Source organism: Pseudoalteromonas sp. bablab_jr010, assembly GCF_016464105.1.
Classification (GTDB): domain Bacteria; phylum Pseudomonadota; class Gammaproteobacteria; order Enterobacterales; family Alteromonadaceae; genus Pseudoalteromonas; species Pseudoalteromonas simplex.
In genome coordinates this window covers 1-12,317 of sequence record NZ_JACDWV010000009.1, presented here as the reverse complement: position 1 = coordinate 12,317, position 12,317 = coordinate 1, and the positions used below count along the sequence as shown (strand labels likewise).

Here is a 12,317-nt window from a genome sequence, read left to right as displayed (position 1 = left end):
CTCTCGCGCCTTTTGGCTACAGCGTATTAACCACTTCCGCTGTTTCATCATATAACGCACCTTACGCGGATTCACTTATGTTCATCATACTGACGGCCTAGCACTCACCCGATTTGTGGTTATCAGGAGGATCGTCCTCTCTCGATTAAGATCCCGATTGGCGCATACCAACCTTCGTTACATTGTCAGAGCCGCTACTTTATTCAGGCTCCTAGGATCATCTGGTGATACAGATGGTTCACTCATTAAGCGGTGAACAGCACTTCATACGACTTCACGTCGCACGCCCCAAAATGAGTTAACGTAAATGCACTAAGGGTGGCTTTGAGCGAAAAGCAGACATTGACCGTTAATCGTTTCAACGACGGCAATTAGCCATACGTTGCATGTTTGCTCCCTTACTGGTTTTACGATATCCAAAACCGACATAACGACCATTAAGCAAATACCAAAGTAAAATAGGTATGTGCTCCAATCATATAGCCAAAGAGGATAAAGCGTTAATAGCACTGCTACAGGCCCTAGAATGCTGAAGACAGCTCTGGTATGGTTTTTATTTTTGTGCCAGTTGTATAAGTTTACCAATAGTTCCAAAGATGCAAAAATAGGTAAAAGCGTATTTACAGCTATTCCTTCGAAGTGAGAGAAGAAGCCTAGTCCTAATGCCGATGCAAGTGACCTTAATGCAGGGAGGCAGGCCGTGCCGCTAGCCAAACGCCACTAGAGCCTACTCTGTCTAATATTTTATTTATCATTTGAAAGTCTATTGGTTGATATTACCATCATTCTAAACTCCGTATACAAGTACGGAGTCAATCATTTTAATGAGTCAATTATGGGGCAATGTGTTGGATCTTCGTTTTGCATACAGGTATTTGTCATACCCACAATTACTTTCTCTAAACGTTGAAGGTCATTAATTTTGTCTCGAATGATTGCTAACTTTTGTCGGTTTAATAGCTCAACTTGAGCGCAGTTGCTGTCCATAGACATTAGCGATTTTATTTCTCTTAACGTAAAGCCGAGCGCTTTGGCTTTTGTGATAAACCTAAGTTGTCCTGCTATTGATTCGTCATATTGTCTATAACCAGATATTGGTTTTTCAGGTTGTGTAATCAGTCCTTCTCGTTCATAAAAACGAATGGTTTCTACATTTAAATTTAATGATTGTGCTAATTTGCCAATGGTTTTCATTATTGCCTTTGTGAATACTACTAATCTAAAGTTATATTTAGTTCAACTATCTAATGACTTGATAATGCCACAGACTTCAATTGTACCGTCAGACCCGCAAGAGCTTGCCATTAGTTTTAACTCTTTTTTGAGTGCATTCAATTCCTTCATTCGTTGATTAACTAAAGTTAGTTGCCGATCAATTAATGCATTTACACTAGAGCAACTCTCCTCTGGCTTGTTTTTTAATTCAATGAGTCGCTTAATATCATTAAGCGGAATATCTAAACTTCGACAATGCTTTACGAACTCTAGCTCTTTAAATGCCTTATTAGAATACAACCTGAAATTCCCTTCAGTGCGATCAGGATCTGACAGCAAGCCCTCCTTTTCATAATATCGGATGGTTTGTACTGAATACCCCGATGTTTTAGATAACTCACCAATTTTCATAAAATTTCCAAATAAACTTGACCCTATAGTCACTATAGGATTTATAGTTAGAGCATACAAGTTAATCGGAGATGAAAATGAGCGATTGTGGGTGTGAAGTTGAGCTAAAAGATAACCAGCAAAAAACGGTGCTTTATTGGCTTCTGGCTATCAATGCCTCGATGTTTGTTTTTGAAATTGGCTTTGGTTGGTTATCAGAATCAACGGCTTTAATTGCAGATTCGTTAGACATGCTAGCGGATGCAATCGTCTATGCAATTGCACTATACGCGGTGGGAAAGTCAATCCAACATAAGGCTAATGCTGCTTTAGTGAGTGGCTATTTCCAACTGGGGTTAGGCGTGCTAATTCTAATGGATATTGCTAGAAGGCTGTATGGTGAAAGTGAGCCTCACTCTTGGTTTATGATTGGCGTAGGCATGGTTGCTTTAGTTGCAAATGTGATTTGTCTCATCCTTATTCGAAAGCACAACAACGATGAAGTACATATGAGAGCTAGCTGGATATTTTCAGCGAATGATGTAATTGCAAATCTTGGTGTCGTTATCGCAGGCATACTCGTTATGGTGCTGAAACAGCGTTGGCCTGATATCGTCATTGGTAGCATCATTTCAATGTTAATTCTTCGAGGCGCTTACCGAATACTAAGCGATGCTAAACAAGAATTAGCTGTTGCTGAGAAAACACGTTAAACACCAAATGAAGATAAACAATCAACCTTTGGTTGTTCAAAGTAAGGAAACATCAATGAATAGCAAATATCTAGAAAAAACCAAGATAGTAAATTTTGAACACTCTACAATTCAATCATTAATTTCTGAGCGTAATTGGCAAGAACTCGATGACTTCAACAAAATTGGTGCAGCCTACCAATTTGTTAAAGATGAAATATTATTTGGTTACAATGAGAGTGATGATATTTCAGCAAGCAGTGTTTTAGCCGATGGTTACGGACAATGCAATACCAAGGGTAACTTGCTGATGGCTTTGTTAAGAGGATTAGGTATTCAATGTCGTTTTCACGGCTTTACTATTGAGCAGCGATTACAAAAAGGAGCTATTCCAACTTATGTATTTTGGTTAGCACCTAAATATATCATTCATAGTTGGATTGAAGTTTATTTCAAGGATCGTTGGATAAACTTAGAAGGCTTTATATTAGATGAACAATATTTAAGTTCACTACAGCACAAATTTAGTCAAATAAAAAACGAATTTTGTGGTTATGGTGTTGCAACAAAGTGTTTCTCTTCGCCAGATACAGATTGGCGTGGTCAAGATACCTATATACAAAAAGAAGGTATTCATGATGATTTTGGTGTTTATAATTCCCCTGATGAGTTTTATCTCGAAAAAGGAACTAACTTATCAGGAATCAAACGTTGGATGTATCAACGAGTGATCCGTCACTTTATCAATTTTAACGTAGTCAATGTAAAAAATTTAAAAGTTCTTGAGGTGGAAAATGCACAATCATAGCCATAGCCATTCGCATGGAAAAGACGACCGTATAGGTTGGACATTTTTCCTTAATGTTTCATTTACTATTATCGAATTTATTGGTGGTTGGCTAACCAACAGTACCGCTATTATGGCTGATGCTGTACATGACCTGGGTGACAGTTTATCTATAGGATTCGCTTGGATACTGAGTCGTTTCTCGGATAAAGAAGCATCCGATAGATTTAGCTATGGCTATCGTCGTCTTACCCTGTTTGGCGCATTAATTAACAGTATTGTATTAGTTATTGGTTCTGTCTGGGTGCTATTTGAAGCAATACCAAGATTATCTAATCCTGAAATGCCAATGGCTGAAGGAATGTTGGGTCTTGCATTACTTGGGGTTGCTGTTAATGGGTATGCAGTATTTAAACTAAAAGCGGGTAAAACGCTGAACGAAAAAGTACTTACGTGGCATTTGCTTGAAGACGTACTTGGCTGGGTTGCAGTCCTAATTGTTTCTATCGTGCTGCTTTTTGTAGATCTACCAATATTAGATCCTTTGCTTTCTATAGGCTTTACACTGTTTATATTGTTTAACGTTTTGAAAAACCTGAAAACAACATTGGCACTATTTCTTCAAGCTACACCTGATGAAGAAGTGCAGAATAATATTGAAAAAGCGATAAAGGCTATACCTGAAATTAATGGGATTCATCATATGCACTTTTGGTCATTAGACGGGGAAAGTCACGTATTAACTGCTCACCTAGAGTTAGCCCATAACTTTGAGGTTGATAAATTAATTAGGCTAAAACAACAAGTGGCTAAGGAACTTTCTTCTTATAATTTATCTCATACAACCATTGAGTTTGAGTTTCCTCAAGAAACTTGCCGTGACGAGCATGAAAAACATGCGCATGGCTAGTTTAGAAAACCTTTTTTTGATATTATAATTTTTCATATTTAAGTAGGTGTTTATTTTGAAATTCAATGTTGCGTTAAAAATACTATTAGTCGTTTCGATTGTTTTGCAATCGTTAACTGCTGTTGTATCCGCAACACCTGAGAATCACCAAATAGATATAGAGCACCTTCAAATTCAACATGATCATGCAGATGATCGAAATGTCTCAAATGATAATGTAGGTGATGAGCAGCATAATGAAAAAGATTGTCATCACTGCGGACATTGCAGTGGCAGCCACTTATCTTGGATTTTAGTCAGTAATTCAAATACCACGGGCAAACTAAACATTATCAATAAAACGCCTTATCAAATTGATCAAACAAGTACCTTTCTTGAAGCGATACTTCGTCCGCCCATTTCTTAATTAGATTAATTTTTAATGACCTATTTATCCTTTAATAATGGATAAAGGTTTCGTGTTTATTAATTTTAAAATTAAGAATTTTTATGTATATATATTTAAAAAATGCAGGTTTAGTCCTGTCTTTATGTATGGCTGTGAGTTTTTCAGTTGCCACTTATGCCAAACAGAAAAGTATTTCATGGCTAGATAGTCAAATAAATAAAGATCCCGAAGTTGTTGCGGCTAAAGAGTTACTTAATGCAAGTAATCATAGAGCCAAGAGCTTAACTAAAGCCGTATATAACCCAGAGCTTGAAGCAAGCTATGAAAAAGAGGGTGATTTTGATAATTATTCTATTGGTATCAGTCAAACGATTGATTTTTGGGATAAGCAATCAGCAAATAAAAGCATTGGTGAAATTGGTGTTTATGCAAACCAGCAACAATTGTTATCTCTACTCGATTCTAAAAAGGCTAACGCTTTAACTGCAATAGTTAATTGGCAAGCAGCAAAAAAGGTGGCTCAGTTACTTTCAGTAAGAGAAAATCAATTACAAACGCTCGTTGGAATTATTGAAGATAAGCGAAAAGCAGGACTTTTAGAGCCACTTGACGCTGAACTGGTTTATTTAAACTTGTCCCAAGTTTTCAGTGAAATATCTGAGTCGCAAATTGCTTTGAAAAATGCAGAGGTAAATGTTCAGGAGTTATTGCCTGATTGGACGCCTAATACTACCAATTTGTTTTCATTTACTTTTGGAGCAACAAACTATTCATTTAACTCTCAGTGGGTTGAGGAACATCCAAAAGTTAAACTCGCTAGAGCGCAATGGAAGATAAAACAATCTAAAGCTCAACTAACCACTATGGAATCTAAAGCCAATCCAACCATTGGAGTTAACGCAGGGAAAAGTGGAGATGAAGACTTGATTGGCGTGACTTTCTCAATGCCTTTAAATATCAGAAATAACTATTCAGATACTGTTAAAGCCGCTTATTCAGAAGCAATTGCAGCAGAGGCTAACTTTCGGTCGGTTTATCGAAAGCAGTCATTTGAAGCAAAAGCTAATTATGAATCGCTTATTGTCAGTAAAAAATATTATGAGCAATGGCAAAAACTGACAAAAGGCAGATTAGATAGCAGCGAAAACTTATTAAATAAGCGCTGGGAAGCTGGTGACATTAATACTTCTGACTACTTACTTGCATTAAATCAACGTGCGGAAGGGCTTCATGCAGGAATACGTTTGGAAAATCAATTCAAGCTTGCAGAAATATCCTTCATTTTAAGTATGGGTCAGTTATCCAAATTTGAGATTTGAGCGCTTTGTTTTTTCAGTAGCGAAAAACGAAATCTTAAATTTATTAAAAATATAGGTTACAAAAATGAATACAGTAATTAGTAAAAAATTTTTAGCCGTAGTAATTAGCTGCCTGTTAGTTGGGTTTACTACAAATCATGATGCTTTTGCACAGTCGTCAGATGGAACTGGTTCTGTCACAAACGTTTCGAAACAAGAAGAAAAAGAACATCAAGATGAGCATGAACACGAAAAGGGACATGAAGAAGATAAAGGTGACCATGACGAGCACGGCCATGAAGGTGGTAATAAAGAGGGAGAAGAAGGACATGAAGAAGGTATCACTATTGATCCAAAGAAGATGTCGCTTGCTAACATTAAAGTGGAAAGTGTTAAGCCTGAATATCAATTTAGCACCGTATATGCACCAGGCGAAATAAAAGCTAATGGCTATAAAAGTTATGTGGTATCGCCACGTACAGAGTCAGTCATTATTAGTCGCCATGCAGCGCTTGGAGAGCATGTAGAAATAGGTCAGAAGTTAGTTACATTATTTAGTGAAGCAATGGCACAAGCACAGGCTGACTATTTAATCGCTTCAACCGAATGGCAACGTGTGAAAAAGCTGGGTAACAAGACGGTGAGTGAAAGTAGATTATTACAAGCAGAGACTACATACAATGCGAGTTACGGGAAGCTTATTGCTTTAGGGTTAACTGAAAAAGCAATAGATGGCATTTCTAACAAAGACATAAAAGCGTTTGGGCAATATACATTAATTGCTCAGCGTGAAGGGGTTGTACTTCAAGACGATTTTATCCAAGGGCAACGTGTTGATGCTGGTGATTCAGTAATGTTGTTAGCAGATGAAAAACAACTATGGGTTGAAGCAAAAGTTTCTCCAAATAAAAAGCTAAATTTATCAATTGATTCTCCTGCGGTACTTAAATTAGAAGGCCAGAGTTACAATGCCAAAGTTATCCAAGAAGCCCATACAATTGACCCTATTACTCGTACTCGAATTATTAGGTTAGGAGTAGATAATTCGGATGATAATCTTCATTCAGGCATGTTTGTAAAAGTTTACTTTCAGTTTGCCACAAAGCAGAAAGTGATGGCTGTGCCAGAAGAAGCATTGATCCGCAGCGCAGATGGTGATTGGACAGTATTTGTCGAAGACCACCCTGGAGAATTTAAAGCTGTAGAAATAGAACTAGGCCGAGCCTTAGGTGGTTTTAGAGAAATCATTGGCCTTGATAGTGGAACGCGAATTGTAACTAAAGGCGCATTTTTTGTTGCGTCTGAAATCGCTAAAGGCGGATTTGATCCGCACAACCACTAGGGAGCAAGACTATGTTTAATAAAATAATAGATTGGTCTGTTAATAATAGACTCCTGATTTTGATTGCGCTGTTTGCCACTATGGTTGGTGCAGTTATGGTGATCCCAAAATTAAATTTGGATGCCTTTCCTGATGTTACTAATGTTCAAGTTGCTGTAAATACTGAAGCGCCAGGACTGGCTGCTGAAGAAGTTGAACAACTCATTACGTACCCCATTGAAGCGGTAATGTATGCCCTACCTGATGTAGAACAAGTGCGCTCAATTTCTAAAACAGGCTTGTCTGGCGTTACGGTTGTTTTCAAAGAAGGCACCGACATTTACTTTGCAAGACAACTCGTATTTGAGCGTCTTCAAGCCGCAAAAGAACTGATACCAGAAGGTGTTGGGACACCCGAAATGGGACCAAACACCTCTGGGCTGGGCCAAGTATTTCAGTATCTTCTTATTTCAGATAAAGGTGCAGGTTATGATGCTATGGCGCTTCGAAGCCTTAACGATTGGATTGTTAAGTTACTCGTTATGCCTGTCGATGGAGTCACTGATGTATTATCTTTTGGTGGTAATGTTAGGCAATACCAAGTCAATGTCGATCCATCTAAGCTCTTAGCATATGAACTAACGCAAGAAGACGTTGTTGGTGCCCTAGATAACAACAATGCGAATGTTGGCGGATGGTACATGAACCGTGGGCAAGAGCAGCTTGTGATTAGAGGCACAGGCTGGTTTGAGAGTGGTGAGGCTGGCATCAGTAATATCAAACAAGTTCCCGTTAAAACAGTAGATGGTACGGTTGTTACGGTTTCAGATATTGCTAAAGTTGAAATGGGCAGTGAAATTCGTCAAGGTGCTGTCACCATGACGCGCAAAACCGAAGACGGTAAAGTCGAAAATTTAGGCGAAGTTGTCTCTGGCATTGTCTTAAAACGCATGGGTTCAAATACTAAAGCCACCATTGATGGTATCAATGCAAGAATTCCATTAATTAATCAAGCATTGCCAAAAGGTGTTCGCTTTGAGCCTTTTTATGATCAGGCTGATTTGATTGAAAAAGCGGTAAATACAGTGGTTGATGCACTATTACTAGCATTTATTTTCATCTGTATTGTATTAGCACTATTTTTAATGAATTTACGTGCAACCTTCTTGGTATTAATATCTATTCCAATTTCAATTGGTATCGCGTTAATGATCATGGCTTGGTGGGGCATTTCTGCAAACCTTATGTCACTGGGTGGCATAGCGGTCGCTATTGGTATGCTTGTAGATGGCTCAGTGGTTATGGTTGAAAATATGTTTAAACATTTAAATAGACCTGACGCGACACATTCGAAATCGGTAAAGGAACGTGTTCCAACTTCTGACGCAGATCCGCACGATGTAGAACACGATGAGCACGGCATTAAATTACGTCTGCAAAATGCAGGTAAAGAAGTGGCTCGTCCCGTCTTTTTTGCTGCCTCGATTATTTTAGTCGTATTTGCGCCATTGTTCAGCTTTGAAGGGGTTGAAGCAAAGTTATTCCAACCTATGGCAATAAGCATCATCTTAGCCGTTGTATCTGCGATTGTGGTTGCGTTGTTTATCGTACCTGCACTGGCAACTTATTTATTTAAGTCAGGTGTAAAAGAGAGGGAAAGCTTTGTTCTTAGGCCATTAGACAAACTCTACAGAAAAGGGCTTACATTCGCACTAAAACGCACCAAGTTAGTCATTTCAGCCGCACTTATATTAGTTTTCTCTGCCTTTGCATTAGTTCCATTAATTGGTACTGAATTTGTACCTGAGTTAGAAGAAGGGACGATAAACTTAAGAGCAACGCTGGCACCTTCTTCCAGTTTAGATACCGCGCTCACTGTGGCACCAATTCTAGAAGAAAAACTAATGGCTTTTCCTGAAGTAACCTATGCATTAAGCCGAATTGGTCGAGCCGAAATAGGTGGAGATCCAGAGCCTGTGAATAACATAGAAATTTACATAGGGTTGAAGCCTGTTTCTGAGTGGACCAGTGCATCTAATCGATATGAACTTCAAGGGAAAATGGAGAGATCTTTAGAGGAGTTTCCTGGCTTACTACTAAACTTTTCTCAACCTATTGCGACTCGTGTTGATGAGTTACTATCTGGCGTAAAAGCTCAGTTGGCGATAAAGTTATTTGGCCCTGAGTTAGACGTTTTAGCAGCTAAAGGACAAGAGATCGAAGCGGCTATAAAGAGTGTTGATGGTGCAAGAGATGTTGCTCTTGAGCAAATTGCAGGTGAAGCGCAACTTGTCGTAAAACCTAATAGGCAAGAGCTATCGCGCTTTGGACTTTCAGTTGTTGATATAATGGAAGTTGTGCGAGATGGTATTGGAGGGGTTGAAGCTGGACAAATCATCAAAGGCAATGAACGTTATGATATTTACGTGCGTATTGAAGAAGAGTACCGACAAAATAAGGAAGCTATTTCAGATATTCGAATTCAGTCACCAACAGGCGCCTGGGTACGCTTAGGTGATGTTGCAACTGTTTCATTTGAATCAGGTCCTCCTCAAGTAAGGCGCGATGATGTTCAAAGGCGTGTCGTTATTCAAGCAAACGTTCAGAATAGAGATATGGGTAGTGTAGTAGCCGACATCAGAAAAGTTATTGCTGAGAAAGTTGACCTACCTTCAGGTTACTCGGTAGCAATAGGTGGCCAATTCGAAAGCCAGCAGCGTGCTCAAAGCAGACTAGCTATCGTTGTACCTCTATCTTTAGCGCTAATTGCATTGTTACTTTACTTTGCTTTTGGCTCTGTTGGTCAAGCTATGCTGATATTGGTCAACGTGCCGCTTGCTGTAATTGGCGGAGTTTTCTCCTTATATTTATCTGGACAATACTTGTCTGTACCAAGCTCCGTTGGCTTTATTACCTTATTTGGTGTAGCGGTATTGAATGGGGTCGTTATGGTAGAAAGTATCAACCAACGTATTAAAGACGGTCTAGAAGCATCTAAAGCCGTTTTTGAAGGCGCTACTTCAAGATTAAGACCTGTACTTATGACTGCTATAACATCAGCTTTAGGTTTGATACCGATGTTAATGTCTAATGGTGTTGGTGCAGAAATACAGCGCCCATTAGCGAGTGTTATTGTTGGCGGCTTGGTAACTGCAACACTGTTAACATTATTTGTTTTACCTGTTTTATATCGCTGGTTTTCAGAGAAAAAAATAAAAGAGCTATCCAGATAAAATTACTGTGAACTCTAACCCCACGCTAAAGTCACGTTTAGCGTGGGGTTATTGAGTAGATGAACGAAAAGAAAGATTAGATTTAACAATAAACTAATAGTCATGACTGCTTTGTCGGAATATTTGTCGTTAAACAGGCCAAAGCTAACTTCCGCTTTCGTATCTTTGCAGTCTTAATCTCTATGTGTCTCAAGGTCGGATTATGGCACAGACTGTGTGAAAACTCTGATCACCTTTTGGTCTAAGTATGTTCTGCTTATGATCTATTAATCTATACATTTAGTTCACTTAATATACTGATATTTATATAATTAGACTATTGATTCAGTTGAGGGTTGAGGCAGTATGTCAAAGTTTATAAGCGGTGAAAGTCGTGACCAATCAACGTTATTTCCAGAATCGTTGGAAGACTACGTCAGTGAAGATAATACGGTCAGAGTGATTGATGTTTTCATTGAGGAACTAAATCTAGCTGAATTGGAGTTTAAAGGGTTAACTTTAAAGTCCACAGGCCGCCCTAAGTATCATCCAGCCACATTATTAAAACTGTATCTTTATGGTTACCTCAACCGTATTCAATCATCCCGCCGATTAGAAACCGAATGCCAACGCAATATTGAACTGATGTGGCTACTTGGTAAGTTGGCACCCGACTTTAAAACGATTGCTGATTTTAGAAAAGACAACGGAGATGGTATAAAAAATGTGTGCAAAACGTTTGTTGAAGTCTGCCGTCGTCTGAATATGTTTGAGAAACCAGTTGTTGCCATCGATGGTAGTAAGTTTAAAGCTAGCAACAACAAAGGCAATAATTTTACGCCAAGCAAAGTTAAATTCCACATCGACCGAGTCGAAAAGAATATTGAACGTTACCTTGAATTACTTGATGAAGCCGATAAAGAGCAAGCTAACGTCACAAAAATTAAAGCCACAAAAGATAGGCTAGCTGACTTTCGCAGCCAGTTAAAAAAACTACACGAGATTAAAGAACAAGTTGAAGCTTATCCTGACAAGCAAATATCCACTACTGATCCTGATTCACGTTTAATGAAAACTCAAGGTTTTACAAGAGTTGTGAGTTATAACGTGCAAAGTGCGGTTGATACCAAGCACCACCTTATAGTGGCGCATGAGGTGACCAACGTGCCAGATAGAGGCCAGCTTGCGTCAATGACAAAACTCGCACAAAAAGCATTGCGCAAGGAAGATATAAGGGTATTAGCAGATAAAGGTTACTTCAGTCAGCCCGATATAAAAGATACTATCGACTTGGGTGCAGAGCCAATCATGCCCAAGACGGATACATCGTCCTCTGAAAAGAAAGGGATATTTAACCGCTCACTCTTCAAATACGATGCAAATAAAGATATTTACTTATGCCCCGCTGGTAATGAACTTCAAAATCGAATGCAGGTATTTGAGCAAGGTAAATACCTTGATGTTTACTTCAATCACATTGCTTGTCGAGATTGTAAAATAAGAAGTCAGTGCACTAACTCTAAAAAAGACCCTAGGCGAATAAGGCGGTGGGTGCATGAGATTCTGACAGAAGAAATGCTTCAAAAGCTAAAGAATGAACCTGAATTGATGCTTCATCGCAAGCAAACTGTTGAGCACCCCTTTGGCACAATTAAACTCTGGATGGGAGCTACCCACTTACTAACACGAGGTTTAAAAAGCGTGGGGACAGAAATAAGTCTTCATGTCCTAGCTTACAACTTCAGAAGAATGATAACAATTATGGGAGTTAACGGCCTAAGTAAAGCAATTAGAGTAGCGTTGCCATAGCAGTTTCGCTCGCGCGGAGAAAATTGCGATACTGAGAAAAAATCGATCGCAACCATCTTAAATGGTTTCAAACTAAGAACATACCCAAGACAATTTATTAAAAATTAGTTTTCACACAGTCTGGGCACAGAGCCGACCTTCGGCTCTAACTCGTTAATTAGATGGTACGCCCCACCCATTAGCTAAACTCATAGTGTTGGCTATTACAGGAGGAAACCATCATGTCAGTTGCAAAAGTCATAGGTATTGATTTAGGTAAATCAACCTTTCACCTAATTGGTCACGATTATTCTGG

Annotated in this window: 11 protein-coding genes; 8 read left to right on the top strand and 3 right to left on the bottom strand. The window is 38.8% G+C overall.

Features of this window, described 5'->3' with window-relative positions:
* Nucleotides 1–312 precede the first annotated feature (312 nt).
* From JIG37_RS00110 to JIG37_RS00100, 3 genes are all read right to left on the bottom strand, one after another.
* On the bottom strand, nucleotides 313–714 hold the full coding sequence (locus JIG37_RS00110; protein WP_230237177.1) for a MerC family mercury resistance protein: 402 nt from the start codon (nucleotides 712–714) through the stop codon (nucleotides 313–315).
* A 102-nt stretch (nucleotides 715–816) separates the two neighbouring features.
* Nucleotides 817–1,194: a MerR family transcriptional regulator gene (locus JIG37_RS00105; RefSeq protein WP_004588890.1), complete on the bottom strand. Its 378-nt coding sequence runs from the start codon at nucleotides 1,192–1,194 to the stop codon at nucleotides 817–819.
* 42 nt (nucleotides 1,195–1,236) lie between these two features.
* Nucleotides 1,237–1,626 (bottom strand): Cd(II)/Pb(II)-responsive transcriptional regulator, encoded by a 390-nt coding sequence (locus JIG37_RS00100; RefSeq protein WP_004588889.1) that lies wholly within the window; start codon nucleotides 1,624–1,626, stop codon nucleotides 1,237–1,239.
* Nucleotides 1,627–1,703: 77 nt separating this feature from the next.
* Here JIG37_RS00100 and JIG37_RS00095 point away from each other — a divergent pair, with 77 nt between their 5' ends.
* The 8 genes from JIG37_RS00095 to JIG37_RS00060 all read left to right on the top strand — a co-directional run bounded on the left by JIG37_RS00095 (nucleotide 1,704) and on the right by JIG37_RS00060 (nucleotide 12,022).
* A complete protein-coding gene (locus JIG37_RS00095) occupies nucleotides 1,704–2,318 on the top strand; it encodes a cation transporter (RefSeq protein WP_004588888.1) in 615 nt (204 codons plus the stop codon).
* Between the two features lie 55 nt (nucleotides 2,319–2,373).
* Entirely contained in the window at nucleotides 2,374–3,105 is a 732-nt protein-coding gene (locus JIG37_RS00090; protein WP_199528343.1) for a transglutaminase-like domain-containing protein, read from the top strand.
* On the top strand, nucleotides 3,092–3,994 hold the full coding sequence (locus tag JIG37_RS00085; protein ID WP_004588886.1) for a cation diffusion facilitator family transporter: 903 nt from the start codon (nucleotides 3,092–3,094) through the stop codon (nucleotides 3,992–3,994). The genes JIG37_RS00090 and JIG37_RS00085 overlap by 14 nt, the downstream gene beginning before the upstream one ends.
* 55 nt (nucleotides 3,995–4,049) lie before the next feature.
* A complete protein-coding gene (locus tag JIG37_RS00080) occupies nucleotides 4,050–4,400 on the top strand; it encodes a hypothetical protein (RefSeq protein ID WP_004588885.1) in 351 nt (116 codons plus the stop codon).
* A gap of 83 nt (nucleotides 4,401–4,483) precedes the next feature.
* Nucleotides 4,484–5,701, top strand: a complete 1,218-nt coding sequence (locus JIG37_RS00075) for a TolC family protein (RefSeq protein ID WP_008468875.1) — start codon at nucleotides 4,484–4,486, stop codon at nucleotides 5,699–5,701.
* 64 nt (nucleotides 5,702–5,765) lie between these two features.
* On the top strand, nucleotides 5,766–7,022 hold the full coding sequence (locus JIG37_RS00070) for an efflux RND transporter periplasmic adaptor subunit (protein ID WP_055022223.1): 1,257 nt from the start codon (nucleotides 5,766–5,768) through the stop codon (nucleotides 7,020–7,022).
* An 11-nt stretch (nucleotides 7,023–7,033) separates the two neighbouring features.
* Nucleotides 7,034–10,234, top strand: a complete 3,201-nt coding sequence (locus JIG37_RS00065; protein ID WP_055022222.1) for a CusA/CzcA family heavy metal efflux RND transporter — start codon at nucleotides 7,034–7,036, stop codon at nucleotides 10,232–10,234.
* Nucleotides 10,235–10,579: 345 nt separating this feature from the next.
* On the top strand, nucleotides 10,580–12,022 hold the full coding sequence (locus JIG37_RS00060; RefSeq protein ID WP_199528342.1) for an IS1182 family transposase: 1,443 nt from the start codon (nucleotides 10,580–10,582) through the stop codon (nucleotides 12,020–12,022).
* Nucleotides 12,023–12,317 lie beyond the last annotated feature (295 nt).

Bases quoted from the DNA above. Each gene is read 5' to 3' on its own strand.
- JIG37_RS00105 (WP_004588890.1), bottom strand. From the start codon at position 1,194: ATGAAAACCATTGGCAAATTAGCACAATCATTAAATTTAAATGTAGAA.
- JIG37_RS00100 (WP_004588889.1), bottom strand. From the start codon at position 1,626: ATGAAAATTGGTGAGTTATCTAAAACATCGGGGTATTCAGTACAAACC.
- JIG37_RS00095 (WP_004588888.1), top strand. From the start codon at position 1,704: ATGAGCGATTGTGGGTGTGAAGTTGAGCTAAAAGATAACCAGCAAAAA.
- JIG37_RS00090 (WP_199528343.1), top strand. From the start codon at position 2,374: ATGAATAGCAAATATCTAGAAAAAACCAAGATAGTAAATTTTGAACAC.
- JIG37_RS00085 (WP_004588886.1), top strand. From the start codon at position 3,092: ATGCACAATCATAGCCATAGCCATTCGCATGGAAAAGACGACCGTATA.
- JIG37_RS00075 (WP_008468875.1), top strand. From the start codon at position 4,484: ATGTATATATATTTAAAAAATGCAGGTTTAGTCCTGTCTTTATGTATG.
- JIG37_RS00070 (WP_055022223.1), top strand. From the start codon at position 5,766: ATGAATACAGTAATTAGTAAAAAATTTTTAGCCGTAGTAATTAGCTGC.
- JIG37_RS00065 (WP_055022222.1), top strand. From the start codon at position 7,034: ATGTTTAATAAAATAATAGATTGGTCTGTTAATAATAGACTCCTGATT.
- JIG37_RS00060 (WP_199528342.1), top strand. From the start codon at position 10,580: ATGTCAAAGTTTATAAGCGGTGAAAGTCGTGACCAATCAACGTTATTT.